This is a genomic window from Amycolatopsis sp. WAC 04182, from assembly GCF_003947465.1.
Classification (GTDB): domain Bacteria; phylum Actinomycetota; class Actinomycetes; order Mycobacteriales; family Pseudonocardiaceae; genus Amycolatopsis.
Genome location: NZ_QHJJ01000001.1, coordinates 425,424 through 452,378, shown reverse-complemented (window position 1 = coordinate 452,378; position 26,955 = coordinate 425,424). Strand labels below are relative to the sequence as shown.

Here is a 26,955-nt window from a genome sequence, read left to right as displayed (position 1 = left end):
ATAATGACGGTGCAGGCCATGACGAAGGGGAGCGAAGAGATGACTGACGAGATCGCCGCCGGGCTACGACCGGCGGAACCGGACTTCTCGACGATCACGACCGAGGAGCTGATCGCCTACCGTGAAGCGGAAAACCGGGCCAGGGCGTCCAAAGAGGCCCGGGCGTTCCTCGGGGAACCGGACGCCGGTGCCCTGATCGACTGGCGGGAGATCGCGTTGCCCGGCCGCGATCTGCCGGTCCGGGTGTACCGCCCGGCCGTCGGCGGCGACGCCGCGCTGCCGCTCGTGGTCCACGTCCACGGAGGCTGCTTCGTCGGTACCGCGGTGCAATGCGACTGGCCCAACAGTCATTTCGCCGCGCGGCTGCCCGCGGTGGTCGTCTCGGTCGAGCATCGCCTTGTCTCGCCGGACATCCCGCTCCCGTTCGCGGCCGACGACGGCTGGGACACGCTGGTGCACGTGGTGCGTCACGCCGCCGAATGGGGCGTCGACCCGGAACGGGTGGCCGTGGTCGGCGAGAGTTTCGGAGGGTTGATCAGCGCGCTGACCGCCCTCCGGGCCAGGGAAGGCGGGCCGCGGCTCAAGGCGCAGGTGCTGGTCAATCCGGCGGTCGACGTGACCGAGTCGATGTTCGACTATCCCTCGATCACCGAGTACGCCTACAGCCCGACCCGGGCGCTGCCTCAACTCCGGCTCGTCCAACGGCTTTCGGTCCCGCCGGGGGTCGACGCCCGCGCGTGGTCGCCCATCCGCGCCGACGACCTGAGCGGGCTTCCGCCCGCGCTCGTGGTGGTGCCCACCCGCGACGCGCTCGCCGATCACGGCCGCCGCTACGCGGAACGGCTGCGCGAAGCCGGGACCGAGCTGCGCCTTTCCGAATATCCGGGCGCGAGGCACGGATTCCTCACGCTGCCCGGGGTGGAGCCGCAGGCCGGGGCCGCTCAGGCGGAGATATCCGAGTTCCTGCGCGAGGCGTTCGCTTCGGCCTCGATCTGATCGAGGTGCGCGGTGAGGATGTCCTCGTAGGCGTTCCGGCGGTCGGCGCCGAGCGGGCGGATCTCCCGGGCGAAATGGGCCACCGCGGGGAAACGTTCCGGGTCGGCGCCGAGGACGGCGACCCGGAACGACTCCATGCCGTGCTCGAAATCCTCCGCGGCGAGGGTGCTGATGCCGCCGTCGGAGGCGATCAGCGCGGTCACGAGGACCGCGAGCCGGTGACAGTGGACGGGAACGCGCTCGTCGGGCAGGCCTGACGAGCGCAAAGCCTGGAGCAGCGCTTCCAGGACGGCGCGCGATCCGCTGCCCCCCGAGGCGTAGCGCCCCCAGACCGTGGCGATCTGGGGCTGCCTGGCGAAGACCTCGCGGAGCCGGAACGCGATGTCGGTGACGCACTGCCTCCAGTCACCTTCGGGCTCATAGCCCTCTATGGCCGTGAGGAGGGCGCGATCGGCGACGGCGCGCAGGAGTTCGGCCTTGTTCCGGAAATGCCGGTACAGACTCGAGGAATCGGTGCCGAGCGCCGCCGCGAGCTTGCGCACGCTGAACGCCTCCGCGTCGCCGCCCTCCAGGAGTTTTCCCGCCGCGTCGAGGATGTCGTCGCTGGACCAGCGCCGTCGACCTGTCATCACCCGTACTTCTTCCTGTAGCCGTCAGTGGCACAGTTTACGATCGCACGCGCCGGGTGCAACGCCGCCGGCCGGTCGACGACGGCCTCCGGCCGATTCATCGGCGGCAAGGGTTCGTCGAGACCGTCCCCGGAATCATCGGTACGAGGCGAACTCCTGACAAAGTCCGCGCCGGGGGTATGTCATTTCTCGATGTCGCCGATAATCGACCGTGCGACGGCGCTGAGGGCAATAGGCGAAATGGCCCCAAATGCTTACGCCTTTTACTGCGAAGCGGTGCGCATCCGGTAATTGCGGCGGACGCTGGTCCCTTTGTCGAGGTCGGCGCCGTAGACGTGCAAGGTGATGGCGACGGTGTCGCCTTCGTTGTGCACCTGGTGGATGTCGTCGGGTGGCGCGACGCCGCTGACCGACCCGGCGGGTCGTTGCCGCTGCGCCGTCCGGACCAGCCGGTCGCCGTCGATGTCGAAGATGTTCTCGGTCTCGGTTCCTTGGAGGACAAGGAATGTGCACCACACCAGGTGGTCGTGGATCTCGGTGAGCTGGCCGGGCCGCCAGACCAGCGCGACGATCGAGAAATCGGACTCGGTGTGCAGGGTGGTGCGGGTGTACCCCTCGGGGGACCCGGCTCGTTCCGCCTCGGTGAGCAGGCCTGAAGTCGGCCGGAGTTCGGTGAGAACGGCCGCCACGGCCTGCGCGGTGGCCAGGGGTTCGGACGTTCTTCCGGTGCATTGGCGAAGACGTTTTATCAGCTCGGCGAGGCCAGGTCTGGCGGTGGTTTCGGATGCGACGGTCATTTTCACTCCTTCTCGTCGCTTCTCATCGTGGTCCGTTGTCGGGCCGGCGTCCAATGACGACGTTCTTCCTTTCGCATAGGTATTCTTTATCCATGCTGAACCTGGTGCAGCTCACGGTGCTGGCGGCGGTCGCCAGGCACGGTTCGATGACCGCGGCGGCGAAGGAACTGCACTACACGCAACCGGCGGTGAGTCACCATCTCGCGAGGTTGGAGGCCGCGACGGGGGCGAAGCTGGTCCAGCGGATCGGCCGCGGCATCCGGCTCACCCCCGAGGGGGAACTGCTCGCCGCCCGCGCGGCCGAGATCGTCGGCCGGGTCGAAGGCGCCGAGGCCGAGCTGGCCGCGCAGGTGGGCTTGCGCGCCGGGCGGGTCCGGCTGGCGGGGTTCCAGTCGATCTTGAGCACCATCGTCCCCGGTGCGGCCGCCGCGCTGGCCCGCGACCATCCCGGACTGGAACTGGGGCTGGTCGACGAACATCCGGGCGAGGCGCTGCGCATGCTGCGGGAAGGGCGGATCGACGTCGCCCTGATCTTCCGGTACGCGGACACTCCGCGCGAGGAGCGGGGACTCCGGCTGGTGCACCTGCTGGACGACCCGATCTACCTGCTCACCAGCGAACCGGGGCAGACCATCGCCGATCACCGCGACTCGACCTGGATCGGCGGCTGCGCCCGCTGCCAGGACGAACTCGTCACGATCTGCGGGCGGGCCGGGTTCGCGCCGCGGATCTCGATGGTGAGCGACGACATCGTCGTCATGCAGGCGCTGGTCGCGGCCCGGATGGGGGTGACCACGCTGCCGCGGCTGGCCCTCCGCGCCCATCGGATGCCGGGCGTCCACGCCACCGAACTGGCCGAAGATCCGCGTCAGATCTATGCCGTCACCTACGGCGATCCGCCGGACCCGCCCGCCGCGGTGGCGCTCATCGACGCACTTCGGGCGAGCATCCGGACTTGAGGTTCACGGACCGGGAACAACCGCACCCGGGAATTGTCACTTGTGGACAGTCAGGATCCGTTCGACGAAGGCGCCGGCGGCCAGCAGTTTCCGGTCGTCGCCGATGGCGCCGTCGAGCGCGAACCCGGCGGGCAGGCCGTCGCGGTCGCGCCCCATCGGGACGGTCAGCCCCGGGAAGCCCGCGATGCTGCCGGGCTGGCAGTTGCGGATGAAGGTCGAGAAGGTCGGGACCGCGCGCCCGCGGTGGACGAACTTCTCGACGGCCGAGAAATCCCGGGCCGTCGCGGGTGTGGTGGGGAAGGCCAGCGCGTCGATCCCGCTGTCGGTGAAGATCTTCGCGTAGGCGTCACGCAAGGCCGAGCGGGTGGCGAGGGCCGCCTCGTAGACGGCGGGCTCGACGCCCGGCACGATCGCCTCGGCGAAGATCGCCCGGACGTCGGCCGAGGCGACCTCGGCGACGAGCCGCTCGAAGGAGACCTCGGGCACGTATTCGGCGAGGTAGGACCGGAGCGCGACGCCCGCTTCGTGGACCACCAGCGGCATTCCCTGGTCGGCGACGAGTTCGGCGAGGGGCGTGTCGTCGATCGGCACCAGCTCGGCTCCTGCCGTACGCAAGCGGGCGAGCGCGGAGTGCCACAGTTCTTCGACGTCCTCGGCCAGGTCGCCGGTCAAGAAACCGTGCGGCACACCCAGCCGGATCGGTGACCTCTAGGTCAGCGGTTCCGGCTGTTCTCCCGCGAGCACCGCGTCGAGAAGGGCGAGATCGGCGACGGTGCGGGCGATCGGCCCTGCCGTGTCCCGGGTGGTGCTCAACGGGGTCATGCCGCCGGACGGGTAGCGGCCCGACGTCGGCCGGAAACCGCAAACCCCGTTGAGCGCGGCGGGAACACGCACCGAACCCCCGGTGTCGGTGGCCAGGCCCGCCGGGACGATGCCCGCCGCGACGGCGACCGCGGTCCCGCCGCTGCTGCCCCCGGCGAACCGGGACGGGTCGCGGGCGTTGCGCACCGGGCCCAGCGGGGTCGTGTCGCAGGTGATGCCGAACGCGAGTTCGTGCATGGCCGCCTTGCCGACGACCACGGCGCCCGCGTCGACCAAACGCCGGACCACCTCCGCGTGTTCGCGCGGAACGTGGTGCGCGAGAGCCGGGGTGCCCGCGGTGCTCGGCATGCCCGCGACGTGGATGTTGTCCTTGACCACCACCGGGATACCGGCGAGCGGGCCACTCGTCCCCGGTGTGCCGTCGTCGGGCGCGAGATGGCTGATCGCGTTGAGGTGCCGGGCTTTTTCCGCGCGCGAGCGGCTTTCCGAAGCGCTCCAAGGTCCACTCACGGTCGCCAGCTTAGCGTGGCAAAAGCCACATTCACTGAAAAGACAAGCATTGTCGTTGAGCCCGGCTGGGGTGTCTGGACCGGTCTGTGCCTCGGTTTCGCGGCGACCGCGGTCCTGCTCGGACGGCGGGTCGCCGCTCACGGGCCCGGTTCGGCGCGGTAACGGTCGATCCGGTGGAGCAGGTCGCGGGCGGCGGGGCCGGTCGCGTGTCCGCGCAGGAGTGCCGCCAGCGGCGCGAGCCGGTCCTTGGTGCGGGTGGAACCGAGGCCGCGAGCCAGGTCCACCGCTTCGGAGCCGGTGCGGACGGCTTCGTCGAAATCGCCCTGGAGCGCGTGGTTCTGGGCGAGCATGATCAGGGTGAGCGCCAGGCTGCGGGACATTTCGGCGCCGTAACCGCCGACGGCGTCGCGTAGCCGCGCGATCGCCTCGTCGCTGTGCCGCGAGGTGACCGTCCTGGCCAGTTCGGTCAGGACGGTCCCTCGCATCGCGGCCATGTCCGTGGTGCCGAAGAAGGCTTCCCAGGGACGCGCGGGCGCCCAGGTGTCCGCGTGCTCGAACTGGCACTCCGCCCGCGCGAGACTCTCGAGGGCGGCGCGTTCGTCACCGGCCTTGGCGAGCGCCCATGCCTCGTTGACCGTCAGGATCGCCAGCGCCCGCCGGGAGCCGGACCGGTTCGCGGCGGCCTGGCCCTGGCGGAGCTGCACCAACCCGCCCTCGACGTCGTCGTGGTGCAGCGCCAGCCTGCCGAGGCGGTAACGGATGTTGGCGACGAGATTGTCGTTTCCCGCTTCGGCGGCGAGACCGAGCGCGCGGTCGAACCGGATCCGCGCCGGAATCCGGCGGCCGATGTCGAATTCCGTCCACCCGAGCAGATTGTGCAGATCGGCGAGCACGGTCAGCAGCCGCGACCGGAGCGTGCCGGGGACGGTCCCCCCATTGAGCAGCAGGCTGACCGATTTCACGACGTGCACGGCGTCGTGGGAAAAAGCACCGCCCTGCCGGTAATCCAGTGCGCGCAAGACGTCGACGGCTTTTTCGAGACGTTCGACGTCGGCGACCTCGATCCGGGTCGTTGTCATGGACTCACCTCACGCAAGTCATGGCCCGGTTCACCGGCTACCCGGCGTGGCCCGGTCCGAAACCGGCCGTCACTCCTCGGGGTGCTTGATTTGACCCGTTCCAAAGACGCTCTTATCGTCCTTGGTGATGTCCGACTTCGAGGCACAGCTGCGAGCGGTTTCGCTGCGCGTGACTCGGCCCCGGCTGGCCGTGCTCGCGGCGCTGCGCGATCATCCTCACGTCGACACCGAAACGGTGCTAGCGCTGGTGCGGGCCGACCTCCCCACGGTCTCCCACCAGGCGGTCTACGACGTGTTGCGAGCGCTCACCGAAACGGGTCTGATCCGGCGTATCCAGCCGGCCGGCGCGCTCGCCCGCTACGAGACCCGGGTGGGGGACAACCATCACCATGTCGTCTGCCGTTCCTGCGGTGCGATCGCGGACGTCGACTGCGCCGTCGGCCATGCCCCCTGTCTCACCGCCTCGGCCGATCACGGGTTCGTGATCGACGAGGCGGAGGTCGTCTACTGGGGCCTGTGCCCCGGCTGCGCGGCCGACCCCGTCCAGCGATGAATTCGCCTGCCCGGAAGGAAAGAAATGAGTGACACCCCGGAGAAGGGCTGCCCGGTGGCCCACGACTCCGTGACCGCGCACGGTAGCGAGAGCGAGAACCCGGCGATCGACTCGCCGACCCCGAAAACGGGGGGCCGCCCGCGCACCAACAAGGACTGGTGGCCCAACCAGCTCGATCTGTCGGTGCTGCACGCCCACTCGCCCAAGGCCAACCCGCTCGGCGAGAACTTCAGCTACGCCAAGGAATTCGCCAAACTCGACGTCGAAGCCCTGAAACGGGACATCGTCGAGGTGCTCACCACCTCGCAGGACTGGTGGCCCGCCGACTTCGGCCACTACGGCGGCCTGATGATCCGGATGAGCTGGCACGCCGCGGGTACCTACCGCATCCACGACGGCCGCGGCGGCGCCGGGGACGGCGCGCAGCGGTTCGCGCCGCTCAACAGCTGGCCCGACAACGCCAACCTGGACAAGGCGCGGCGGCTGCTGTGGCCGGTCAAGGAGAAGTACGGCCAGCGGATCTCGTGGGCCGACCTGCTCGTGCTCGCCGGGAACGTCGCGCTGGAATCGATGGGGTTCAAGACGTTCGGCTTCGGCTTCGGCCGGGTGGACACCTGGGAGCCCGAGGAGATCTTCTGGGGTCCGGAAGACACCTGGCTGGGTGACGAGCGCTACGCCACTGACACCGAGATGGTGCCCGACGTCGGCGCGACCGAGATGGGCCTCATCTACGTCAACCCCGAGGGACCCCGCGGCAACGCGGACCCGGCCGCGGCGGCGCATTTCATCCGCGAGACCTTCGCCAGGATGGCGATGAACGACGAGGAGACCGTCGCGCTCATCGCCGGTGGCCACACCTTCGGCAAGACCCACGGCGCGGGTATCGCCGACGACCACGTCGGCCCGGAGCCCGAAGCCGCCCCGATCGAGACACAGGGCCTCGGCTGGCTGAGCACTCATGGCAGCGGCAAGGGCGCCGACACGATCACCAGCGGTCTGGAGGTGACGTGGACCGACAAGCCGACGCAATGGAGCAACCGGTTCTTCGAGATCCTCTTCGGCTACGAGTGGGAGCTCACCACGAGCCCCGGCGGCGCGAAGCAGTACGTCGCCAAGGACGCCGAGGCGATCATCCCGGACGCGCACGACCCGGCAAAGAAGCACAAGCCGACCATGCTCACGACGGATCTGGCGCTGCGCGTCGACCCGACGTACGAGAAGATCTCGCGCCGTTTCCTGGAGAACCCGGACGAGTTCGCCCTCGCCTTCGCCAAGGCCTGGTACAAGCTGCTGCACCGCGACATGGGCCCGGTCAGCCGCTTCCTGGGACCGTGGGTCCCCGAGCCGCAGCTGTGGCAGGACCCGGTGCCGGACGTCGACCACGAGCTCGTGGGGGACGCCGACATCGCCGCCCTCAAGACGAAGGTGCTCGAGTCGGGGCTCACGGTCGCCCAGCTGGTCGGCACGGCGTGGGCGGCCGCGGCGAGCTTCCGGTCCACCGACAAACGCGGTGGCGCCAACGGCGCGCGGATCCGTCTGGAACCCCAGCGTGACTGGGAGGTCAACCAGCCGGAGCAGCTCAGGACGGTCCTGGAGAAGCTGGAAGGCATCCAGCGCGAGTTCAACGAAGCCGGTGGCGCCAAGATCTCGCTGGCCGACCTGATCGTGCTGGCGGGCACCGCCGCCGTCGAGAAGGCCGCGCGCGACGCCGGCACCGAGGTGAACGTGGCGTTCCACCCCGGCCGCACCGACGCCACGCAGGAGGACACCGACGTCGAGTCGTTCAAGCTGCTCGAACCGCGCGCCGACGGGTTCCGCAACTACCTGCGTCCCGAGGAGAAGCTCCAGCCGGAGGTCCTGCTCGTCGAGCGCGCGTACATGCTCGACCTGACCGCCCCGGAGATGACCGTCCTCGTCGGCGGCCTGCGTTCGCTCGGGATCACCACCGGCGGCACCCGGCACGGTGTGTTCACCGACCGGCCGGGCGTGCTCACCAACGACTTCTTCACCAACCTGCTCTCACCGGGCACCCAGTGGAAGGTGTCGGAGTCCGAGGAGAACGTGTACGAGATCCGCGACGTCGGCACGGACGCGGTGAAGTGGACGGCCACCGCGGTCGACCTCGTCTTCGGCTCGAACTCCCAGCTGAGGGCGCTGTCCGAGGTCTACGCGGGCCAGGCCGGGCGCGAGCGGTTCGCCGCCGACTTCGCCAAGGCCTGGACCAAGGTCATGGAACTGGACCGGTTCGACCTCGGCTGAGGTCGTCGCGCGTGAAGGCCCCCTTCCCTCGGCTCAGCCGCGGGAAGGGGGCCTTCACGCGCTTCACGGGGTGTCGAGCTCGGTGTGCCGGGCGGCCAGGGTGCGGGCGAGTTCGGCGAGTTTGACGTTGAGGTCCTGGGAGGTGCGCCGCAGCAGGTCGAAGGCCTCGTCGGCGGTCAGGCCGCGTCGTTGCATGAGGATCCCCTTCGCCTGCCCGATGACGTCGCGTGATTCGACGGCTCGCCGGAGATGGCTCGCTTCCAGTTCCGCCCGGCTCACGGCGCTGGTGGTCGCCAGCGCGAGCGAGCCGTGGGTCGCCAGCAGCAACGCGGTGTCCTGGGCCTGCGAATCGAGGGCCCCGGGGCGGCTGCTGTAGATGTTCAGCGCGCCGGGCAGCCTCGGGGGAGCGGCGTCGGGCACCAGCAGGGTGGACAGGATCGCGGTGTACCCGTGCCGCACGGCGGCCCGGGAGAAGTCCGGCCACCTCTTCTCGGCCTTCAGGTCCTCACTGCGGACGTACCCGGGGCTTTCGCCGTCGGCGGTGTCGACGCACGGGCCCGTGCCCGCCCGGTACTGCACTTCATCGAGCTCCAGCGCCACTTCGCCGGTCGAGATGGGGGTGTGGAAGGTCCCGTCCGGGGCACGCAGGGTGACCGACACCAGGTCCGCGCCCGGGACGACCCGGTACGCGGCGGCGACGATCTGGTGCAGCACCTGGGCCGGCGTCGAAGCGGTCAGCAGCAGACGTGTGAGTTCGACGAACTGCTCGGCCAGCGGACCGGCCGACGTGTCCTCGCCGGAGCCGAAACCGGCCTTGTCGCGCTGCCACCGTCGTTCGTCCGCCATCGTTGACCATCCAGTCGTATTCGGTGTTCTCCACCGGATACCCCGCGGCGCCATCCGTCAATCGAGTCCTATGTGGACAGTGCGTCAGGGGTCGACCCTGGCGCGGAGGAGGCAGAACACGTTTCCCTCGGGGTCGGCGAGCACATGCCACGACTCTTCCCCCGTCTGGCCGACGTCGGCGGGCCGCGCCCCGGCGGCGAGCAACCGCTCCAGTTCCGCGTCCTGATCGCGGTCGGTGGGGTTCACGTCGAGGTGCAGAGGAAGCTTGCCCGGCTTCGGATCGTCGCTGCGGCTCAGGATCACCGTGGGCTGAGGTCCGCCGAAGCCGACGCCGGGCGGCCCGATCTCGATGTCGTCGCCGTCCTTGCCGATTTCGACGTAGCCGAGCACTTCGCACCAGAAGGCCGCCATCCGGACCGGGTCGGCGCAGTCGAGGACGAGTTCGGTGATACGGCAGGCCATCCGGCGAGGATAGCCCGGTCCCGGCGCGACGGTTGCGGTCCTGCCTGCGCCCTTCTACCTTCGATGGATGGCGATCGATACCGAAGCCGGGCAGGCCGCTCCTCTCGTCGTGGTCGAGACGGCCCGCTCGGAAGACGCGATCACCGTCGAGGTGGCCGGTGACATCGACATAGCGACCAGCCCTCGGCTCCGGGCCGAGCTCGCCAAGCTGCTGGCCGACGGTCCCGGCGCCGCGGTGATCGACATGACCGGCGTCGGCTTCTGCGATTCCTCGGGTCTTTCCGTGCTGGTGCAGCTGAATCAGCACTGCGAGGAAGCCGGGATCGACCTGACCTTCGCGCCGTCCAAGGTGCTGCGGCGGGCCATCGAGCTCACCGGCCTGTCGCCGACCCTGAAGATGACCACCTAAGCGACGACGCGGACCGTGCCCAGCTCGGGATCCGCGGCGTCGTAGATGAACATGCCGGAGCGGACGCCGGTGTGGAGATAATCGATGATCGCGTCGGTGAACACTTCACCGGGAGCGATCGCCGGGACACCCGGCGGGTACGGGCTGACCATCTCCGCGCTGACGCGTCCCTCGGCCTTGTCGAGCGGCACATGCTCGGCGTCGGCGAAGAACGCGTCGCGGGGCAGCATCCGCATCTCCAGGGTCAGTTCGGCGGCCGAAGGCAGGTCGACCGCCGGTCGCCGCTCGAAATCGTGACCTGCCAGCCCGCGCAGGCCGTGCAGCAGAGCGGACACCGTTTCCTCGTCGTCCGCGTGGGTGATCTGCACCGCGATCCGCCGGTGATCGGACAGGCCGGTGTGCAGATGACGTTCGGCGAGATGGTCGGCCGCCTGGTAGCCGGTGATGCCGAGCCCGGAGACGTCGACCACGATCTTGAGGGGGTCGTGTTCGAAGGCGAGCGGGTGGAATTCCCCGGCCAAGGCGTGCAGCCCGGGGATGTCTTCGATCTCCGCTCGCACGCGGGCGGCCAGCACCAGCGCGTTGCCCAGCAGTTCTTCGCCGTGTTCGACCATCTGCCTGCGCCAGCCGTCGAGGGAGGCGAACAGCAGGGCGGAAGTGCTCGTGGTGCCGAGAAGGTCCTCCCTCGCCTTGAGCACGTCGGGGGAGACCCGGTCGCCTCGCAGGTGGAACACCGACGCCTGTTCGAGCCCGCCGCCCATCTTGTGCGTGCTCGTGACGCAGAGGTCGGCTTCGCCGTCCATCGCCCAGGTCGGCAGGTCGTCGTGGAACGGGTAGTGGGCACCCCACGCCTCGTCCACGATCAGCGGCTTGTCCGCGGCATGGCAGGCGCGGGCGACCCCGCGGATGTCGGCGCAGGTGCCGTAGTCGGTCGGGGTGATCAGCAACATGCCTTTGACGCCGGGCGCCTCCGCCAGCGCGGCCTCGACCTCTTCCGGGCCGGGAGGATGCGCGAGATGGTGCTCCTCGTCGTACCGGGGGCGGACCCAGACCGGGTGCACCCCGCTGATCACCAGCCCGGCGACGACCGATTTGTGGGCGTTGCGGGACACCAGGAGACGTTCACCCGGGCCGGCGACGGCGAGCATGGCGCTCTTGACCGAGAGTGAACTCCCGCAGGTGGAGAAGAAGGTGTGTTCCGCGTCGACCGCGTCGGCCATCAGCTTTTGCGCCTCGCTGAGGATGCCGCGCGACATCCGGCGGTCGTCCAACCCGTTGAGGGTGAGCAGATCCGACGCGAACGCGTCACGGCCGAGCAGGTCCAGCACGCGCGGATCCGCGCCGCGGCCCTGTTTGTGCCCCGGTGGGGTGAAGGCCAGCCCGCCCGCGCGGCGGTAGGACTCGATGGCTTCCAGTACCGGTGCGCGCGAGTGGTCCATCCTGCCTCCGATCAGCGGCCGAGGGCGTTCTGCAGTTCCTTCTTGGTCATGCTGGACCGGCCTTTGATGTTGCGTTTCTTCGCTTCGTTGTAGAGCTGGTCCTTGGTCGGCCCGCCGGGACCCTTCCGGTTGCCGGACCGTTCGCCGCCGCGTTTCTGCGGCGACTTGTCCTTGGTCGAACTCTTGCTCGCGGTCTTGGATTCACCGGATTGGGCGCGGTTCTTGTTCACCGTGCGTGCGGCGATCTCCTCGGCGCGGCCGCTGCTCGCGCCGCGTTTCTTCTGAGAGGACTTGATGTGCTCGTACTGACGTTCGCGTTTGTCGCTCCAGCTCTGTTCAGGCACGGCTCCTCCTTCGTCTTGACCTGCGGATACCCGTTCGGCCCAGCGGCCAATCGGAAGATCACCCGTCCAGGGCAGCGCCGCGGGCGATGTTTACCGATTCCGCAGGCCGGGTATCGGTACGGCGACACGGGGAGAGGTGACTTTGGTGAACGCTACGTCGCTCATGGAAGACATCGATCACGTCGTCCTGCGGGAGGACGTGATCCCGGCTCCTCGCGCCCGCCGTACGCGGCGCAAGGACGATTACTCCCATTGCCGTCCCTGGTTCGACGAGATGGCCGCTTTGCCCGCCGGTCACCCGGAACGGGAACACCTGCGGGAACGCCTGATCCTCGAACTGCTGCCGATCGCCGAGCACATCGCGGTCCGGTTCAGCGGACGCGGGCAACCGCGCGAAGACCTGATCCAGGTGGCGCGGATCGGCCTGATGAAGGCCGTGGACCGGTTCGATCCCGGTCAGGGCGGGGATTTCCTGGCGTACGCGGTGCCGACGGTGATGGGCGAGGTGCGGCGTTTCTTCCGTGACACCGGCTGGGCGGTCCACTTCCCGCGCGGGATGCAGGAACTGCGCACCCGGCTTTCGCGGGCGACCACGGAGCTGACCCAGACCCTCGGTCGTGCGCCGACCCCCACCGAACTCGCCGGGTATCTCGACGTGGACGTCGACACCGTCCGCGAAGGCCTGCTCGCCGCGAACAGCTATCAGACGTCGTCCCTCGACCGGCCGGTCAACGACGGCGAGGGCTCGCTACCGCTGTCCGACGTGGTGGGCGAGCTGGATTCCCGCTTCGAGCACATCGAGGATCGGCACACCGTGGTCCCGCTGCTCCAGCGGCTGCCGGAGCGGGAGCGGGCGATCGTCACGATGCGGTTCTTCGACGGGATGACCCAGTCCCAGATCGCCGAACGCGTCGGGATCTCCCAGATGCACGTTTCCCGTCTGCTCACGAAGATCCTGCAAGAGCTGCGCGGCAAGCTCAACGACTGAACAACGCGCCGAGACCCTGCCGGACCGGCGGGGCCCCCAGCGCGTGCAGGGAATCCCAGAGGGTGACCGCGGTGGCCGTGAGCACGGGTTTGCCGAGGCCGTTTTCGAGTTCTTCGAGCAACGGCGTCGTGTGCAGAGCCGTTTCGGGAATCAGCAGCGCGTCGACCTCGTCGTGGTCGGCCGCCGCGGCGAGTTCGGTGATGCGGCGGCCGTCCCAGGCCGCGAGCGCCCGGTCCGAGGGGGCGTCGGCGGAGACCGAGTGAACGGTGGATACACCCGCCTCCGCGAGGAAATCGACGAAGACCGCGGTCGTGTCGCGGTGATAGACCGAGGCGAGCGCCACGCGCTCGGCGCCCAAGTGGGCGAGCGCGGTGAGATATGCCAGCGAAGTGCTGCGCGCGGGAACACCGAGCCGTTCGCCGAGCACGCGGGACTGTTCGAGCGCGCCATCGAGGCCGCGCGTGAAGCTGCAACTGGAACACGCCCAGCTGACGACGTCCGGTGCCGTGCCGAACCGCGCGGCGGCCACAAGCCAGCCAGGCTCGCCGAGCTCACGGACGGCTTCGTGTTTTCCGGCCGCGTCGAGGTCTTCGACCCGGCCGATGTCGTCGCCCCACGGGACATAGGCGAAGTCCACGGCGAGGTCTGGATCCAGTTTTCCCGCCAGGGCGAGGAAATCGTCCTCACCGCAGTCCCGCGTCGGGTACAACAGGCCGATCCTGGGCACGGCTCACTCCTTCCGGGTCGAAGCCCTTCGGAGGTACCCGACGCGAGCCGCGGTCACTCGTGCGCGGCGGACAGGACGCCGAAATCCGGCGGGGTGAGCTGCCCGACGCGGTGGTCGTCCCCGCGGACGGCCTTGAGGAAACGCGCGACCTGCGCGGGGCGCGGGGTGGCGGTCTTCCCGCCCAGATAGCGGAGGACGATGAGATCCTCGCCGGAGTGGGTCTCGATCGCCACGGCCCAGCCGTGGATCTCGTCCCACAGCAGGGCGACGTCACGCTCCGGATGGGTGGGGAGCCGCTCGTCGAGCGCGACGTACGCCGAAACCGGGCTGTCGTGGTCGACGGTACAGGATTCGAGGCCGACGCCGAGGGCCTCGGTGACTTCGGCGAGATACCCCCACACGGCGTCGCGCGTGTGCGGGTGGCGGACAGGCATGGTGAGCAACGAGGACTTCCCTTCTTTCCCCGGCCTCGTCCGGTGCGGGCGCCCGGCCCGCACCGGACGAGGCACTCAGGCCTGGATCTCCTTGCGGTCGGCCGTGGAACCCGTGATTTCGATACGCCGCGGCTTGGCCTTCTCGGCGATCGGGATGCGCAGGGTCAGCACGCCCGCCTCGTAGCCGGCGGAGATGTTGTCGGTGTCGAGGGCCTCGCCGAGGAACAGCTGGCGGGAGAAGACACCGAGCGGACGTTCGGAAACCTGCATCTGGACGTCTTTGCCGGCGATGGGCCGCCGTTCGGCCTTGACGGTCAGGACGTTGCGTTCGACGTCCAGCTCGATCGCGTCGGCGGTGACGCCGGGAAGGTCGAAGCAGACGACGAACTGGTCGCCCTCGCGGTACGCGTCCATCGGCATGGTGGCCGGCTTGGACCAGGTGCCCGGGTTCGCGGCGCCGAACATCTGCTGGGTCAGCCTGTCCAGCTCGCGGAACGGGTCGGTGCGCATCAACATCGGGTTCCACCTCCTGGGTCGTTGTCACTGGTGTCAACACGCACTACTGTTCTAACATGTCATCGGAACGATGACAACCACCGAGTCGTCGATTGGATGACAAGAATGGACGAAGACCCCGCCCAGACCGTGCGCACCGTGCGCGATGTCGTGGCCGAGGCCCGTTCCGGTGTCTCGGAACCAGAGCGGCTCCTGGCCGCTCTGGTCGCGTTGAAGGCGGTCCGTGAGCAACTGTCCGCTTGGGAGCCGGAGCTGATCGCGGCCGCTCGCGCGGGCGGCACCAGCTGGACGGCGCTCGCGCCCGCGCTGGGGGTCGCGAGCCGTCAGGCGGCGGAGCGGCGGTTCCTGCGGTTGCGGCCGTCCGACGGCGGGGAGAGCACAGGGGAGGCGCGGGTCGACGCGGAACGCGACCGGCGGGCGGGTGATCGCGCGGTGGCCGAGTGGGCGAGGCGTAATTCGGCGATCCTGCGGCAGCTGGCCGGTCAGGCGGGTGCGCTGGACGGGTTGAACGCCAAGGCCAGGGAAAGCGCCGACCGGCTGAGCGCGGTGCTCGGCGAGGACGACGTCACCGGACTCCTGGCGCCGCTGGCCGACCTGCGCGCCCATCTGCCTCGCGAGCACACCGGCTTCGCCGAGCGGCTCGGCGAGATCGGGATGCACACCGAGCAGGTGCGGCGGTCCGCCGTCGACGACAGGAGGGATCGCAACTCTTCACGGTGAGTGTGAACACGGCGCCGGGCGGGTATCCGGTGCCGTTCGCCGAGCGCGCGGGAGGTCTTCGATGCTGGTCCGACCCGATTCCCAGCCGGCCGCCGACGTCGTGGAGCTGGCGCTGAAAGTGCTGGCCGCGGAAGGCCTGCACGGGCAGGCCGCCCATGCGGCCCTTGAGGCGATGGCGCGAGAACGAGGGCTGCCGGTCAAACGGTGCGCCGAACTCATCGTGGCGGCCGTCGACGGGCGCGTGAACTGAAGGCCGCACGCGGTTGGGTGGCGAAGCTGGCCATCGACCCAGTTGTGCGACGTCATACGGGACCAGGTGGGCCGAAGGACGCTTTCGCCGCATCAGATGTGACGAAAGCGCCCTTCGCCGCGTGTCACGCGGTGAAGGACGCTTTCAGCCCGCCGTGCGGGGCAGCCTTTCCACAGCATGGAACGCTGCGCCAGTTCGGGTATGGCGTGTTGCGAAAGCCACTTTCGGGACATCAGACGTCCCGAAAGTGGCTTTGGCGACATGCCCGGCTGGCCCACTCGGTCCGGGAACGCCGTGAAGGCCTCCTTCCCTACCCTCAAGGTAGGCAAGGAGGCCTTCACGGACTACGCGACCGGCAAGCCCTACTGGCAGGCTTCGCAGTCCGGGTCGTCGATGCGGCAGGCGGCACCATCGGTGAGCGGGAAGTCGAAGTCGTCGAGAGCGGGGACGGCCAGAGTGGTTTCTTCCGGCGTGGCGGTGGCGGACATGTCACTCCCTTGGTACGGAACGGGTCTTACCTCTCTGTAGCGCTGAAGATCGCCGGTCATTCCGTGACGCGCGCCACAAGGCTCAGGCGGCCGCCCGGAACAGCGCCTCCGCGTCGTCCACCGCCTTGGCGAGGGCGTCCGGATCCGCGCGCAGACCCGCGATCACCGCGTCGATCTCGCGCAATCCCGCGCGCCGCAGCAGCCGTTTCTCGTTGGTGACCCACTCACCGCGGGCCGCGAGGATCGCGTGCGCCGTTTCCATCGCGGCGGTGGCCAGCGCGCCCGCGACCTCCGTGGCCTGCCCGCGCGGGACGAAGGCACCCCGGGTGTACCGCAGGGTCAGCTCGGCGCGGCCTCGCCACATCGCCGGGGCCGTTTCCCGCAACGCTTCCGGGTAGTCCGGCCGCGGCAGGTCGCCGCGCAGCACGCGATTGATCGCCAGTTCGGCGACGGGCAGGTAACTCGGGACGCCCGCGAGGTGGAACATCAACGGCTCCCAGTGGAACCGGCCTTCCCGGACTTCGGCGAGATGGTGCTCGACCGAGCCGAGGTCGCGGTAGTGGACGTCGACGTGCCTGCCGTCGATCGTGAGCCAGGCGCCGCCGTTGAACACGCCGCCGCCCCACGCGCCGAGTTCGGAGACCTCGCCGTCCCAGCCGACTGCGCGCAAGTCCGCCGGGTCGAAGCCGCCGCGGTAGTAGACGGCGAAATCCCAGTCGCTGCCCGGGCTGTGCGTGTCCTGCGCGCGTGAGCCGCCGAGGGCGACGGCGTGCACCGCGGGGAGCGCGGCCAGGGTGTCCGCCACGTGGGCGAGGAAAGTGTCGTCGTTCATCGCGCGGACGAGTTTAGGGTCGCGCCCGCCCGGACGCGACGGGTTTTGAGCGCGCGGGAGCGTGGCCTCGGCCGTACGCTCGAAAGATGACCGCGATCCCAGGACGACTCCGCGCGCCGCTGGCGTTACTCCCGTTCCTGGCCGCGGTCGCGGTGGTCGCGCTCGTCGGCGGGCTCGCCGCGGCCGGCGCGCGTTCTGTCTACAGTGGACTCGACCGGCCGTCGTTCGCGCCGCCCGCGTGGTTGTTCGGTCCGGTGTGGACGGTCCTGTATCTCGCCATCGCGGTGTCGGGCTGGCTGTACTGGAAATCGGGTGGCGAACGCCGCGGGTTGATCTGGTACGCGGTCCAACTGCTCCTGAACGCCGCGTGGACGCCGCTCTTCTTCGCGGCCGGCGCCTACGGCCTCGCCCTCGCCGACATCGTCCTGCTCGACGTCGCGATCGTCGTCACCGCCCTCCACTTCCGCCGGTCCTCCCGGCTTTCGGCCGCGTTGCTGCTGCCGTACCTCGCCTGGACGCTGTACGCGACCGCGCTCACCGCCGCGATCGTCGTGCTCAACTGACCCCGAGCGGAAGCGTGGCGGCCACTCCCTTGGCGTGCCTGCCGTCGAGCCGGTCCAGGGTGAGCCCGCCCCGGCGGGCGGCCAGCTCCAGATCCCGCACCGCGTGTTCCACCGCCTGCGGTCCGGCGGCGGCGATCCGGATCGAGGCGCTGACGCGCGGTTCGGTCTCGGCGGCGCTCCGGCGGGCGGTCACGGCGAGGGTCACCGCGGAACCGGGCGCGGCGGCGAGCAGCCGTCGCGAGAGATCCGCCGTGAGCACCGGGGAAAGCGTGTCCCAGCCGTCGAGGCGGAAGGTCGCCTGGCAGATCGGGCCGCTGTGCCAGAACCGCCAGTCCTCGCGGATGCGCGCCCGGCCCGCCGTGACGTGCGCCAGCGAGGCGAGCACGCCGAGGACCTCGTTCTCGGCGAGCGCCCGCACCGGCAGTCCGTCGCGACGGAGCAGCCGCCGCACCCGCCGGACCGTGTTCCCGAGCGCCTGCCGCACGTCGGCGTCGCGGTGGACGTCGACGGTGCGCAGCGCCTGCAACGCGACCCAGCCCCGCGGCGGCCGTGAACGGTCCGCGCCGACGTGGTGGATGACCTGCGCGGCGACGTCCGACGCCTGTTCCCTGGCCGGCGGCAGCAACGTCAGCGGTGACGGCATCGGCTGCTCGCGGACGGCCGATTTCGGTTGCAGCACAGCGGTGACCCCGTCGGCGCGGCTGACCATGAACACCGTCTCGTCGCCGATCTCGCCCGCCGTCCCCGTCGCTTCCGGCGACAGCAGGCGCAGCAGCGCCCGGCCGGCTTCACCTGCGTTCCGGAGATCCCGGTCGCGGTCCCGCGTCAGATAGCCGGACGCCGAACCGAGCCAGGCGTAGAGCCAGCGTCCGCGGATCCGCACGGTGGTCAGCGCGAGGACCACGACGGCGGCCGTGAGCACCGTCGCCACCAGCGGCCATGGCCGCCCCGACACCAGGACGACCGCGACGAGGACGAGTTGCCAGCAGACGATCTGCGGCACCCCGATCCCGCCGAACCGTGCGGATCGCCGCACCGGAACGGGCGCCGGCGGATTCGGCCGCGGCGTACCGGGCATCGGAGAGGCGACGGGTACCGCCGCGAATCCTCGCGGTCGCTGCTCCGCCTGACGAGCGGCGGTGAGCGCCGCCAGCGCGGCCTCGCGTGCGGCGGCCCGCGCCGCGGGCGCGGCGTAGGCGAGCGGATCGGATACGGCCGCGGCCCGCGGTGCGGCCGGTGCGGCTCGGGGAAGCGGCGGGGGCGGCGCGTGATACCGCCCGCTCGTCCTGGCCGCGCCGGGATCGGTCATCGTCCTGCCTCCTCAACCGTGTCGCCTCAGGCTGCCCCGCCCAACATGAGGTTTCGATGACACGGCGCCCCGAGCCCGAGACAGGCTGTTTCATCGAAATTTCATGGTCGTTCTCTAGCTTGATCGCGTGAACACCGAGAAGCGGTTCAGCGCGGTGGCCAGGACGCGGATGGCCGTGGCGCTGGTGGTCGCGGGCTGCCTGGCGCTGGTCGGCCTCGCCGTGACCGGACAAGCGGCGACCCCGGAACGGCTGGAGTTCGTCCAGGTCGGCCACTGGGTCTACAACGACGCTGCCCAGTCCGCCTTCCACGTCGACGGCTCGACGAACCGCGTCGACGCGCGCGCGGACGTGCCGGGGGCGAACGGCAGCCAGGTCGCGCAGGGGGACGGTTCCGGTTACGTGGTCGAGCGGAACCGCATCACGGAGTTCGACAAGGCGACCTTGAGCGTGGAGGAGTCCGTGCCGCCGCCCGCGCCGGAAACCCCGTTCGTGCTGGAGATCGCGGGCGGTCCGTACCTGGTCTACCGCAACGCCGGCCAGATCGTGCGGCTCGGGGACCCGGCCGCGACAGTGCCCGCAGGGGGGCCACTGTCCCGGCCGGTCGCCACGACCGAGGGAACGGTGTGGACGCACCGCGTCGACAACGGCTCGGTCTGCGAGCTGCCCAAGGGCGCCGCCGTCATGACCTGCCCCGCGCAGCTCCCGCCCGGACACGGCGGCGGGCTGACGCTCGTCGGCGACCGGCCGGTCGTGCTCGACACCACCGGCGACAGCCTCCACCGCGTCGGCCCGGACGGGCTCGGCGACGGTCTTCCGCTCGGCATCAAGCTCTCGCCGTCGGCGCAGGTCGCGAACAGCGCCGTCGGTGACCGGCTGGCCATCGCCGACCCGGAGCGCAACCAGCTCCACCTCATCGACATCAGCGGACTCGACCAGGATCGCCCGTCCGCGAAGCCGATTTCGGTCGAGCTGTCCAAGGGCAGCCGGTTCAACGGCCCGCTCTCGTCGTCGAACGTCGTCGCCATGGTCGACGAGACCCGCGGCGAGGTGCTGACCTACGACGCCACCGGCAAGCTCCGGTCCACCACGAAGGTCCCTGGCCAGGGAACGGCGCCGAGGCTGGCCAAGGGCGAGGACAACCGGATCTACGTCGACAGCTCCGACGGTTCGCACGTCCTGGTCGTCAACGGCGACAACGGCACGGTGGTCGACGTCGACGTCGACAAGGCGGCCAACAGCCAGACGGCGGGCGCGCCGTCGGCCGGACCGGAACCGTCCGGCGACCAGCCCCCGCCTCAGCAGCACCAGCAGCAGGCTCCGCCGAACACCCAGCAAGCGCCCCCGCCGGTGGCGAAGGCGACTCCGCCCGGCGCGCCGAGGAAGGTGAGCGCGTCGTCCGGGGACGGCTCGATCAAGGTCTCGTGGAGCCCGGCCGCGGACAACGGCGCGCGGATCACCGGCTACCGGGTGACCTGGACCGGAGGGTCCACGCGAGTCGCGGGATCGTCACGAGGGACGACGATTTCCGGGCTGCGCAACGGAACCCCGTATGTGCTCACCGTGGTCGCGGAGAACTCGGCGGGGATCGGCCCCGGCGCCAGCGCCAAGGCGGTCGTCCCGGGACCCGCGAACCGGCCCGCCGGGGCGCCGGTCGTCACCGCGAACGCCACCGCGGCCGGCAACGTGTCGGTGAGCTGGACCCAGCCCGACCTCCGCGGCGGCACGCTGGTGCACTACCTGGTCAGCGTGACGGGCAAGGGCCAGCGCACGGTTTCGGGCACGTCCGCGGACTTCACCGGGGTCACCGGCACCGCGACCGTCACGGTCCGCGCGGTGACGAAGTTCGGCTCGGGAGCGGCGATCAACGGCGCCGCCGGCAGCCGGAAGATCACCGTGCCGGTGGCCTCGGGGCCGCCGACCATCACGATCACCCAGGTTCGGGGCAAGGACAACGCCCTGTACGTTTCCGTGAACGCCAACGGGAAGGGCGTTCCCGCGACCTGCACGGCCGAGTTCTTCAGCGAGACCAAGCCGACGGCCTGTTCCGGGGCCACGACCCTGACCATCCCCAGCGTTGCCTGGGTCGGCTCCATCACGATCACCGCGACCATCAAGACCTCCGCGGGTACCGCCACGGACACTTGGCGAGGTGTGCCCACGGTGAACGGCGGCGCGCTGTTCTGGCTCGGCCCGATGGCACTGGTCGGCCTGCGCCGGCGAAAGGAAAAGGAAGTTCTGTGACGCTCACACCCAGGGTCGCCTACGAGCAGATCGCCGAGAACGTGCAATCGGTGGTGCGCGGCAAACCGGAGGTCGTCCGGCTCACCGTCGCGGCGCTGTTCGCCGAAGGGCATCTGCTGATGGAGGACGTGCCCGGCGTCGGGAAGACGACGATCGCGCGCTGTGTCGCCGCCAGCATCGGCGGCCGGTGGAGCCGGATCCAGTTCACCCCCGACCTGCTGCCCGGCGACATCACCGGCGTGATGGTCTACCACCAGAACGCCGAACGCTTCCAGTTCCACCCCGGCGGCATCTTCGCCAACGTGGTGCTGGCGGACGAGATCAACCGGGGTACGCCGAAGACGCAGGCCGCGCTGCTGGAGGTGATGGCCGAACGCCGCGTCACCGTCGATTCGGTCGGCCAGGCGGTGCCGAGGCCGTTCCTCGTGGTGGCCACGCAGAACCCGATCGAACTGGAAGGCACCTACCGGCTGCCCGAGGCGCAGCTGGACCGGTTCCTCATGCGTATTTCGGTCGGCTACCCGGATCTGGAATCCGAGATGCGCGTGGTGATGGGCGACTGCGCCGGGGTCACGCCGGACGAACTGAAGCCGGTGCTGAGCATCGCCGACGTCCAGTCGGTCATCGACGAGGTCCGGAAGTCCCATCTGGCACCGGAAATCGTCAACTACGCGGTGCGGCTGGCCGCGTCGAGCCGGTCGCATCCGGACGTCCGCTACGGCGCGAGCCCGCGGGGCAGCATCGCGCTGATCCGGGCGGCGCAAGGGCTCGCGGCCACCTTCGGCCGCGACTTCGTGACCCCCGACGACGTCAAGGACGTCGCGCATCCGGTGCTCGACCACCGGCTCGTGCTGACCCCCGACGCGGAACTCAATCAGCGGCGGACCGCCGACATCGTCGACGAACTCCTGGGCGCGACGGCCGCTCCCATGGCCGCGATGGGGAGGTAGGCGTGCGGCTCACCCGCCGCGGCGTCATCGTGCTGGCCTTCGCCGCCGGGTCCTACGCCCTCGGCGAACTGGCCGGGTACACGTTTTTCCGTGCCTTCGCGGGGATCGCGGCGGGCGCGGTGCTGATCGCGTTGGTCACCACCAGGTTCAAGCCACAGGTGGAGATCGGCCGGACCGTCCAGCCGGACCGGGTCGAGCGGGGGAAGCCCGCGCTGGCGTCGCTCGTCGTGCGCAACACCGGTTCGCGGCGGCACGGCGGTTTCGCCGCGGGGGACGGGATCGGGAACGAAACGCATCGCCTGCGGGTCCGCCCGCTCGCGCCCGGCGCCGAGGCGACGTACCACTACGAGCTTCCGACCACGACGCGCGGGAAGCTGCGCGTCGGCCCGCTCGTGGTGCATCGGCCCGACCTGTTCGACCTCGCCCGCGGCGACCGGACCGTCGGGGACTCCGCGTGGTTGTGGGTGCACCCGCGACGGCACGCGGTGCGCGCGGCGCAGGCCGGGCACCCGAGGCACCACCACGAAGGCCCGATCACCGACCCGCCGCTGCGCGGTTCGGCGGATCTGCGCGCGGTACGGGAGTACGTGATCGGCGACGAGGTCCGGCATCTGCACTGGAAGGCGACGGCCAGGACCGGGCGGCTCATGGTCCGCGAGTACGCCGACCCCGCCCAGCCCCGGTTCACCACCGTGCTCGACACGCGGCCCGCGTCGATGACGCCCGCCGTTTTCGAAGAGGCCGTCGAGGTGGCGGCCTCCCTGTTCTACGCGTCGGCGTCGGCGGGGCAGCACTGCCGCCTGATCACCTCCGCCGGTGCGGACAAGCTGACCGACAGCGGGGTGCGCGCGGCGAGGACGCTGCTGGACGAACTCGCGCTCGTCACCCAGGACGCGGCGGACGGCGCGCCGTTGCTGCCCTCCGCCCTCGCCGCCGCCGAACGTCCCGGCGGGGTGCTCGTGGTGATCACCGGCCCGGACGCCGATCTCGGCCACACGGCCCGCTGGCGGCCCGACACCGTGGTCCGGCTCGGTGACCTCCGGCCGTCGGCCGGCTCCGGCGGCGTGATCGTCGCGGTCGACGCCGCCGGTGCCGCGGCCCAGTGGAACTCCTTGGTGGGGAAGGCATGAGCGCCCGGTTCGATCGGCTCGCGGTCGCCGGGCTGCTCGGCGCGACGGGGGTCGCCGGGCTGCTGTTCGCGCCCGTGTTCGGCTGGGCGGAACTGCTCGTGCCGGTGCTCGTCGTCGTCCTGCTCGCGTACGGCTGCGTCGAACTGACCGCGAAGTTCCCCGAACTGACTCCTTACCGGCCTCTGCTCGTCGCGGTGCTCGGTCTGCTCGGGCTGATCGAGACGGTGCTGACGTCGACCACGCTCGCCTTCCTGCCGACCGGCGCTTCGGTGCGCGGGCTGGCGCGCGGCTTCACCGAAGGCTGGCGGCTCACGTTGCAGTCCACCTGGCCCGCGCTGCCGGTCCCCGAACAGCTGCTGTTCGTCCCGCTGTCGGTGCTGCTCGCCGTCGTGCTCGGACTGGAAGTCTTGCTGCGGCTGAAGAAGCCACTGGTGGCGCTCGTGCCCAGCCTGGCCGTCGCCGGGTTGGCGCAGGCGTATCAGGCGTTGACGGGTCTCGTCGCGGTGGCGGCGGCGCTGGGATTCGCGCTGCCCGCCGGGCTCCTGCTGTGGTCGGGGCGCCGCGTCCGGTCCGTGAGCCGGGCACCCGGCGTGCCGCGCTCCTGGCGGGTGACGGGATCGGCGGTCTGGCCCGCACTGTCCACTGTGGTCGCCCTGGTCGCCGGGTCGGTCGCGTTCGCCGCGCTCGATCCCGTCGGCCGCGATCCGCTGACCCTCAAGGACACCCAGGCCGCGCCGCCGCCGCGGAGCAGGGTCGGCAACCCGCTGGACGAGATCGCCCAGCGGCTCATCCAGCCCGGCGAGGAGGTGTTCCGCTACCGCGGCGACACCCCGGTCGACCAGTGGCGCCTGATCGTGCTCAACGGTTTCGACGGCGCGAACTGGCTCTCCGACTCGCGGCTCCACCGGCTCGGTGCCGGTCTGGACGGTGCTCCCGGCGGTACGGGTGGCAGCGCCGAACTCAAGGTGCGCGGGCTTTCGGGACCCTGGCTGCCGAGTCATCGGGATCTGACCGGGGTGGACGGTCTGACCCCGCTGGTGGACCAGGCCGCGGGCACGCTGATGCTGGAATCACCGTCGGCCGGCTCGGTGCGGGACTACCGGCTCAGCTGGTCCTCGCCCGAGGTCGATCTCGGTTCCGGTGAAGTCGACGCGCGCGCGCCGGGCGGGCTCGGCGGACTCGGCGCGGTGCCGCCCGACGTCGAGCAGGTGGCGAAAGACGCCGTGCGCGGTCTGCGCCCGACGTTCCAGTCCGCGTTGCAGCTGGAACGGTTCCTCAGCACGAACTATCAGGTCGCGACGGGCACGGAGGAACTGCCGACCGGGCACGGCTGGCCGCAGCTTCGGCACTTCCTGCTGGAAAGCAAGCGAGGGACGAGCGAGCAGTTCGCCGCCGCGTATGTGGTCCTGGCGCGGATGAGCGGTATCCCGGCGCGGCTCGTCGTCGGATTCCGCGGTACGGCCGAGAAGGACGGTGACACGCACGTCGTCCGGAACCGCGATGTCCTGGCGTGGCCCGAAGTCGCGGTCGCCGGGGCGGGCTGGGTCGCGCTCGACCCCACCGCCGCGGCGGCCGGGTCGAGCCGGAGCCAGGCGGGCCCCGGCAAGGCGGTCGCCAAGGCGAGGGCCCAGCTGCCCGCCGAACAGCAACTGCGGCCGCCTCAGCTCCCGCCGGGAACGCAGCCGGACTCCGCCGAAGACCAGAACGCGGAAGCGGGGGTGAGCTGGTGGTGGCCGGCCCTCGCGGGTGCGATCGTCCTTTTCGGACTCCTGTGGCTCGTGGGGGTTCCGGCGGCGAAGGCGGTCCGCGCCCGACGGCGCCGCCGCCGGACCGGTGAGGAAGGCGTGCTCGGCGCCTGGGACGAGATCCGCGACCGGCTGCGCGCGCACGGGGTGCCGTTCCGGATCGGGATGACCCCGCGCGATCTCGCCGAATCGGCCGGATCGCTTGCCGGGGAAGGGATCCGCGAGCCGGTCGCCAGGCTGGCCAAGGTGCTGGACGTGACGCTGTGGTCCGGTGTCCCGGTCGGCGACGGCGCGGTCCGGAAGGCGTGGCAGGAAGTCGGCGAGGTACGCCGGGGCCTGGCCGCCAGACCGTTCGCGGCTCGGGTGCTGGCGGCACTCGAGCCGCGAACCCTGGTGCCGGTCAAGGGTCGTAAAGAGGGCTGAAGGGCGCTTTCCCCGCATGGCATGGGGGGAAAGCGCCCTTCACCGCGTGCTATGCGGGGAAAGTCCCCTTCAGCTCACGGGCTGCAGCGGGCGCCGCGGATCGAGACCGGTTCGGTGGTGTAGATGTGGCGGCCGTCGGTCGCCCTGAGCTGGAAGCAGTACCGGCGCGCCGGGTCGACCGGGACGTCGAGGCTGCGCTGGCGGTGGGCGACGAGCTGTTTCGTCTCGAGCCGCTCGCCCGCCATGATCACGACGAAGTCCAGTTCGCCTTCCGCGGTCCAGGTCAGCTGCACGTGATCGCTCTGGTCCCGCGGCGGGGCGAGCGCCAGTTTGACGTCCGGCGCCGGCGCGGAAACCGGTGCGGGCGGCGGGATCGCGGCCGCGACCGGGACGGCCTGCCCGCCGATCTCCGCCGGGCCGAGTACCAGCGGCACCACGGCCAGCCCGGCGGCGAGCACTCCGGCGCCCGCCAGCGCGACGGGCTTCCAGGGAAGCCGTCGCTCGGTCTTGAGCGGTCCGCTGAACTCGCGGATCAGGGTCCGGCCGCCCGAGGGCGGCGCCTGCACCACCTGGACCGGCGACGGTGCGGCGGCGGGCTGCCGCTGGACCACGGCGAAGTCGTCGAACTCGACGTCGGCGTCTTCCTCTTCGGCCGGCACGTCGACGGGTTCCCCGGTGACGACTTCGCCGCCGGGCTGCCGCAGCTTCGTGAACAACCTCGCCAGCGACGCGACGTCCTGCGGCCGGTCGGCCGGTTCCTTGGCCAGCAACCGGAGGATCGTGGCGGAAAGCTCCCTCGGGACACCCGGGTCCTGGATCGGCGCGACCGGTTCCCGCAGTACCTGGAGGATCCGTTCGCCGGGCTGTTGCCCGGTGTGCCGGGGAAAGGGCGGGGTGCCGGTCAACGCGGCGTAGAGCACCGCGCCGAGTCCATAAAGGTCGGACGCGGGGGAAAGCGTGTCGTCGCGCAGGGTTTCCGGTGCGGTGTACTCCACCGCGTACATCGGATCACGCGGGAAACGCCGCCGCAGGGCGACCCCGAAATCGGCGAGCACGAATTCGCCGGAAACGCGGTACAGCACGTTGTGCGGGCTCACCCCGCCGTGCACGACGTCCGCGCCGTGCGCCGCCGCGAGTGCCGACGCGATCGCGGCGCCGAGCGCGAGCACGTCGGGAACACCCAGCCTGGCACCGGAATCCAGCAGACCGGCGAGTGAACCAGGGCACAGTTCGCGGCGGACACCGGATCGGCCGCCCGCGTCGGTCAGGACGTCGTCGATCTGCAGCACCGAGCGCGTCGAGCGCACGGCGGCCAGCGCCTTCCGCTCGCGTTCCAGCCACGCGGAGGTCTCGCGGTCGAAGGCGCCGGGGAACATCTTGATCGCGAAGTCGTTGCCCGCGGCGGGATCCCGGCCCGCGTAGACGGTGGCGATGGGGCCCTGGGCGAGCAGCCTCGGTCCGCCGACTCCTGTCTCGATGCTCATGACCCCATTGTCGCGCAAGAAGACCGGATCCGGAGTACTTTCCCGGCGGC

At 70.6% G+C, this 26,955-nt stretch carries 27 protein-coding genes and 1 pseudogene; 13 read left to right on the top strand and 15 right to left on the bottom strand.

Going from position 1 to position 26,955, the window contains the following annotated elements; translation table 11 throughout:
* The first annotated feature begins 39 nt into the window (after nt 1-39).
* On the top strand, nt 40-996 hold the full coding sequence (locus DMH01_RS02140) for an alpha/beta hydrolase (protein WP_125673436.1): 957 nt from the start codon (nt 40-42) through the stop codon (nt 994-996).
* Here the strand turns inward: DMH01_RS02140 and DMH01_RS02135 are convergent.
* Nucleotides 942-1,625 (bottom strand): TetR/AcrR family transcriptional regulator, encoded by a 684-nt coding sequence (locus DMH01_RS02135; protein WP_125673435.1) that lies wholly within the window; start codon nt 1,623-1,625, stop codon nt 942-944. The genes DMH01_RS02140 and DMH01_RS02135 overlap by 55 nt on opposite strands.
* A 263-nt stretch (nt 1,626-1,888) precedes the next feature.
* Nucleotides 1,889-2,422, bottom strand: a complete 534-nt coding sequence (locus DMH01_RS02130; RefSeq protein ID WP_125673434.1) for a cysteine dioxygenase family protein — start codon at nt 2,420-2,422, stop codon at nt 1,889-1,891.
* A gap of 92 nt (nt 2,423-2,514) precedes the next feature.
* Here DMH01_RS02130 and DMH01_RS02125 point away from each other — a divergent pair, with 92 nt between their 5' ends.
* Nucleotides 2,515-3,381 carry a LysR family transcriptional regulator gene (locus DMH01_RS02125; RefSeq protein WP_125673433.1) on the top strand — a complete coding sequence of 289 codons (867 nt, stop codon included), beginning with the start codon at nt 2,515-2,517 and terminating at the stop codon, nt 3,379-3,381.
* A 36-nt stretch (nt 3,382-3,417) separates the two neighbouring features.
* On the opposite strand, the pseudogene DMH01_RS02120 reads toward DMH01_RS02125, so the two are convergent.
* Together DMH01_RS02120 and DMH01_RS02115 are read right to left on the bottom strand one after the other, a co-directional pair.
* Nucleotides 3,418-4,713: pseudogene (locus DMH01_RS02120) on the bottom strand (amidase family protein).
* Between the two features lie 137 nt (nt 4,714-4,850).
* Nucleotides 4,851-5,792: a hypothetical protein gene (locus tag DMH01_RS02115; RefSeq protein WP_125673432.1), complete on the bottom strand. Its 942-nt coding sequence runs from the start codon at nt 5,790-5,792 to the stop codon at nt 4,851-4,853.
* Between the two features lie 127 nt (nt 5,793-5,919).
* On the opposite strand from DMH01_RS02115, the gene DMH01_RS02110 reads away from it, so the two are divergent.
* Both DMH01_RS02110 and katG read left to right on the top strand, forming a co-directional pair.
* A complete protein-coding gene (locus DMH01_RS02110) occupies nt 5,920-6,345 on the top strand; it encodes a Fur family transcriptional regulator (protein WP_125673431.1) in 426 nt (141 codons plus the stop codon).
* 24 nt (nt 6,346-6,369) lie between these two features.
* Nucleotides 6,370-8,604: a catalase/peroxidase HPI gene (gene katG, locus DMH01_RS02105; RefSeq protein WP_125673430.1), complete on the top strand. Its 2,235-nt coding sequence runs from the start codon at nt 6,370-6,372 to the stop codon at nt 8,602-8,604.
* 63 nt (nt 8,605-8,667) lie between these two features.
* Here the strand turns inward: katG and DMH01_RS02100 are convergent, their stop codons facing one another.
* Nucleotides 8,668-9,450: a GAF and ANTAR domain-containing protein gene (locus tag DMH01_RS02100; protein ID WP_125673429.1), complete on the bottom strand. Its 783-nt coding sequence runs from the start codon at nt 9,448-9,450 to the stop codon at nt 8,668-8,670.
* Between the two features lie 84 nt (nt 9,451-9,534).
* A complete protein-coding gene (locus DMH01_RS02095) occupies nt 9,535-9,912 on the bottom strand; it encodes a VOC family protein (RefSeq protein ID WP_125673428.1) in 378 nt (125 codons plus the stop codon).
* A gap of 67 nt (nt 9,913-9,979) precedes the next feature.
* On the opposite strand from DMH01_RS02095, the gene DMH01_RS02090 reads away from it, so the two are divergent.
* Entirely contained in the window at nt 9,980-10,321 is a 342-nt protein-coding gene (locus DMH01_RS02090; protein WP_125673427.1) for an STAS domain-containing protein, read from the top strand.
* Here the strand turns inward: DMH01_RS02090 and DMH01_RS02085 are convergent.
* Together DMH01_RS02085 and DMH01_RS02080 are read right to left on the bottom strand one after the other, a co-directional pair.
* Complete coding sequence (locus DMH01_RS02085; RefSeq protein ID WP_125673426.1) at nt 10,318-11,760, bottom strand: aminotransferase class I/II-fold pyridoxal phosphate-dependent enzyme; 1,443 nt, start codon at nt 11,758-11,760, stop codon at nt 10,318-10,320. The genes DMH01_RS02090 and DMH01_RS02085 overlap by 4 nt on opposite strands.
* Nucleotides 11,761-11,771: 11 nt before the next feature.
* A complete protein-coding gene (locus DMH01_RS02080) occupies nt 11,772-12,104 on the bottom strand; it encodes a plasmid stabilization protein (protein WP_125673425.1) in 333 nt (110 codons plus the stop codon).
* A 202-nt stretch (nt 12,105-12,306) separates the two neighbouring features.
* Between DMH01_RS02080 and DMH01_RS02075 the strand changes: the two genes are divergently transcribed.
* On the top strand, nt 12,307-13,092 hold the full coding sequence (locus DMH01_RS02075; RefSeq protein WP_199745380.1) for a SigB/SigF/SigG family RNA polymerase sigma factor: 786 nt from the start codon (nt 12,307-12,309) through the stop codon (nt 13,090-13,092).
* On the opposite strand, the gene DMH01_RS02070 is transcribed toward DMH01_RS02075, so the two are convergent.
* From DMH01_RS02070 to DMH01_RS02060, 3 genes are all read right to left on the bottom strand, one after another.
* Nucleotides 13,082-13,819 (bottom strand): decarboxylase, encoded by a 738-nt coding sequence (locus DMH01_RS02070; protein ID WP_125673423.1) that lies wholly within the window; start codon nt 13,817-13,819, stop codon nt 13,082-13,084. The genes DMH01_RS02075 and DMH01_RS02070 overlap by 11 nt on opposite strands.
* 53 nt (nt 13,820-13,872) lie before the next feature.
* The gene (locus DMH01_RS02065; protein WP_125674285.1) at nt 13,873-14,253 is read right to left on the bottom strand and encodes a DUF6292 family protein; all 381 of its coding nucleotides are present in this window, start codon (nt 14,251-14,253) and stop codon (nt 13,873-13,875) included.
* 75 nt (nt 14,254-14,328) lie between these two features.
* Nucleotides 14,329-14,769 carry an Hsp20/alpha crystallin family protein gene (locus tag DMH01_RS02060; RefSeq protein WP_125673422.1) on the bottom strand — a complete coding sequence of 147 codons (441 nt, stop codon included), beginning with the start codon at nt 14,767-14,769 and terminating at the stop codon, nt 14,329-14,331.
* A gap of 105 nt (nt 14,770-14,874) precedes the next feature.
* Between DMH01_RS02060 and DMH01_RS02055 the strand changes: the two genes are divergently transcribed.
* Nucleotides 14,875-15,489 carry an HSP18 transcriptional regulator gene (locus DMH01_RS02055; protein WP_125673421.1) on the top strand — a complete coding sequence of 205 codons (615 nt, stop codon included), beginning with the start codon at nt 14,875-14,877 and terminating at the stop codon, nt 15,487-15,489.
* A 61-nt stretch (nt 15,490-15,550) separates the two neighbouring features.
* Nucleotides 15,551-15,739 carry a hypothetical protein gene (locus tag DMH01_RS02050; RefSeq protein ID WP_125673420.1) on the top strand — a complete coding sequence of 63 codons (189 nt, stop codon included), beginning with the start codon at nt 15,551-15,553 and terminating at the stop codon, nt 15,737-15,739.
* A gap of 362 nt (nt 15,740-16,101) precedes the next feature.
* On the opposite strand, the gene DMH01_RS43485 is transcribed toward DMH01_RS02050, so the two are convergent.
* Both DMH01_RS43485 and DMH01_RS02045 read right to left on the bottom strand, forming a co-directional pair.
* The gene (locus DMH01_RS43485) at nt 16,102-16,227 is read right to left on the bottom strand and encodes a hypothetical protein (RefSeq protein WP_005159680.1); all 126 of its coding nucleotides are present in this window, start codon (nt 16,225-16,227) and stop codon (nt 16,102-16,104) included.
* Nucleotides 16,228-16,309: 82 nt separating this feature from the next.
* Nucleotides 16,310-17,059: a nucleotidyltransferase domain-containing protein gene (locus tag DMH01_RS02045; protein ID WP_125673419.1), complete on the bottom strand. Its 750-nt coding sequence runs from the start codon at nt 17,057-17,059 to the stop codon at nt 16,310-16,312.
* A gap of 86 nt (nt 17,060-17,145) precedes the next feature.
* Between DMH01_RS02045 and DMH01_RS02040 the strand changes: the two genes are divergently transcribed.
* Nucleotides 17,146-17,622, top strand: a complete 477-nt coding sequence (locus tag DMH01_RS02040; protein WP_125673418.1) for a TspO/MBR family protein — start codon at nt 17,146-17,148, stop codon at nt 17,620-17,622.
* Here the strand turns inward: DMH01_RS02040 and DMH01_RS02035 are convergent.
* Nucleotides 17,615-18,931: a type VII secretion protein EccE gene (locus DMH01_RS02035; RefSeq protein ID WP_125673417.1), complete on the bottom strand. Its 1,317-nt coding sequence runs from the start codon at nt 18,929-18,931 to the stop codon at nt 17,615-17,617. The genes DMH01_RS02040 and DMH01_RS02035 overlap by 8 nt on opposite strands.
* A 127-nt stretch (nt 18,932-19,058) precedes the next feature.
* Between DMH01_RS02035 and DMH01_RS02030 the strand changes: the two genes are divergently transcribed.
* From DMH01_RS02030 to DMH01_RS02015, 4 genes are read left to right on the top strand one after another with little or no spacing between them, the layout of a single operon-like run.
* Nucleotides 19,059-21,173 (top strand): fibronectin type III domain-containing protein, encoded by a 2,115-nt coding sequence (locus tag DMH01_RS02030; protein ID WP_125673416.1) that lies wholly within the window; start codon nt 19,059-19,061, stop codon nt 21,171-21,173.
* Nucleotides 21,170-22,123: a MoxR family ATPase gene (locus DMH01_RS02025; protein ID WP_125673415.1), complete on the top strand. Its 954-nt coding sequence runs from the start codon at nt 21,170-21,172 to the stop codon at nt 22,121-22,123. Before DMH01_RS02030 ends, DMH01_RS02025 begins: the two co-directional genes overlap by 4 nt.
* Nucleotides 22,124-22,125: 2 nt before the next feature.
* Nucleotides 22,126-23,253, top strand: a complete 1,128-nt coding sequence (locus tag DMH01_RS02020; protein ID WP_125673414.1) for a DUF58 domain-containing protein — start codon at nt 22,126-22,128, stop codon at nt 23,251-23,253.
* The gene (locus tag DMH01_RS02015) at nt 23,250-25,421 is read left to right on the top strand and encodes a transglutaminaseTgpA domain-containing protein (RefSeq protein ID WP_125673413.1); all 2,172 of its coding nucleotides are present in this window, start codon (nt 23,250-23,252) and stop codon (nt 25,419-25,421) included. Before DMH01_RS02020 ends, DMH01_RS02015 begins: the two co-directional genes overlap by 4 nt.
* Nucleotides 25,422-25,495: 74 nt before the next feature.
* On the opposite strand, the gene DMH01_RS02010 is transcribed toward DMH01_RS02015, so the two are convergent.
* Nucleotides 25,496-26,905 carry a protein kinase gene (locus tag DMH01_RS02010; RefSeq protein WP_125673412.1) on the bottom strand — a complete coding sequence of 470 codons (1,410 nt, stop codon included), beginning with the start codon at nt 26,903-26,905 and terminating at the stop codon, nt 25,496-25,498.
* Nucleotides 26,906-26,955: the final 50 nt, after the last annotated feature.

Coding starts and splice junctions, on each gene's coding strand:
- DMH01_RS02115 (WP_125673432.1), bottom strand. CDS start 5,792: ATGACAACGACCCGGATCGAGGTCGCCGACGTCGAACGTCTCGAAAAA.
- DMH01_RS02050 (WP_125673420.1), top strand. CDS start 15,551: ATGCTGGTCCGACCCGATTCCCAGCCGGCCGCCGACGTCGTGGAGCTG.
- DMH01_RS02040 (WP_125673418.1), top strand. CDS start 17,146: ATGACCGCGATCCCAGGACGACTCCGCGCGCCGCTGGCGTTACTCCCG.
- DMH01_RS02065 (WP_125674285.1), bottom strand. CDS start 14,253: ATGCCTGTCCGCCACCCGCACACGCGCGACGCCGTGTGGGGGTATCTC.
- DMH01_RS02125 (WP_125673433.1), top strand. CDS start 2,515: ATGCTGAACCTGGTGCAGCTCACGGTGCTGGCGGCGGTCGCCAGGCAC.
- DMH01_RS02055 (WP_125673421.1), top strand. CDS start 14,875: ATGGACGAAGACCCCGCCCAGACCGTGCGCACCGTGCGCGATGTCGTG.
- DMH01_RS02100 (WP_125673429.1), bottom strand. CDS start 9,450: ATGGCGGACGAACGACGGTGGCAGCGCGACAAGGCCGGTTTCGGCTCC.
- DMH01_RS02110 (WP_125673431.1), top strand. CDS start 5,920: ATGTCCGACTTCGAGGCACAGCTGCGAGCGGTTTCGCTGCGCGTGACT.
- DMH01_RS02045 (WP_125673419.1), bottom strand. CDS start 17,059: ATGAACGACGACACTTTCCTCGCCCACGTGGCGGACACCCTGGCCGCG.
- katG (WP_125673430.1), top strand. CDS start 6,370: ATGAGTGACACCCCGGAGAAGGGCTGCCCGGTGGCCCACGACTCCGTG.
- DMH01_RS02035 (WP_125673417.1), bottom strand. CDS start 18,931: ATGACCGATCCCGGCGCGGCCAGGACGAGCGGGCGGTATCACGCGCCG.
- DMH01_RS02090 (WP_125673427.1), top strand. CDS start 9,980: ATGGCGATCGATACCGAAGCCGGGCAGGCCGCTCCTCTCGTCGTGGTC.
- DMH01_RS02010 (WP_125673412.1), bottom strand. CDS start 26,905: ATGAGCATCGAGACAGGAGTCGGCGGACCGAGGCTGCTCGCCCAGGGC.
- DMH01_RS02060 (WP_125673422.1), bottom strand. CDS start 14,769: ATGTTGATGCGCACCGACCCGTTCCGCGAGCTGGACAGGCTGACCCAG.
- DMH01_RS02015 (WP_125673413.1), top strand. CDS start 23,250: ATGAGCGCCCGGTTCGATCGGCTCGCGGTCGCCGGGCTGCTCGGCGCG.
- DMH01_RS02140 (WP_125673436.1), top strand. CDS start 40: ATGACTGACGAGATCGCCGCCGGGCTACGACCGGCGGAACCGGACTTC.
- DMH01_RS02135 (WP_125673435.1), bottom strand. CDS start 1,625: ATGACAGGTCGACGGCGCTGGTCCAGCGACGACATCCTCGACGCGGCG.
- DMH01_RS02130 (WP_125673434.1), bottom strand. CDS start 2,422: ATGACCGTCGCATCCGAAACCACCGCCAGACCTGGCCTCGCCGAGCTG.
- DMH01_RS43485 (WP_005159680.1), bottom strand. CDS start 16,227: ATGTCCGCCACCGCCACGCCGGAAGAAACCACTCTGGCCGTCCCCGCT.
- DMH01_RS02095 (WP_125673428.1), bottom strand. CDS start 9,912: ATGGCCTGCCGTATCACCGAACTCGTCCTCGACTGCGCCGACCCGGTC.
- DMH01_RS02085 (WP_125673426.1), bottom strand. CDS start 11,760: ATGGACCACTCGCGCGCACCGGTACTGGAAGCCATCGAGTCCTACCGC.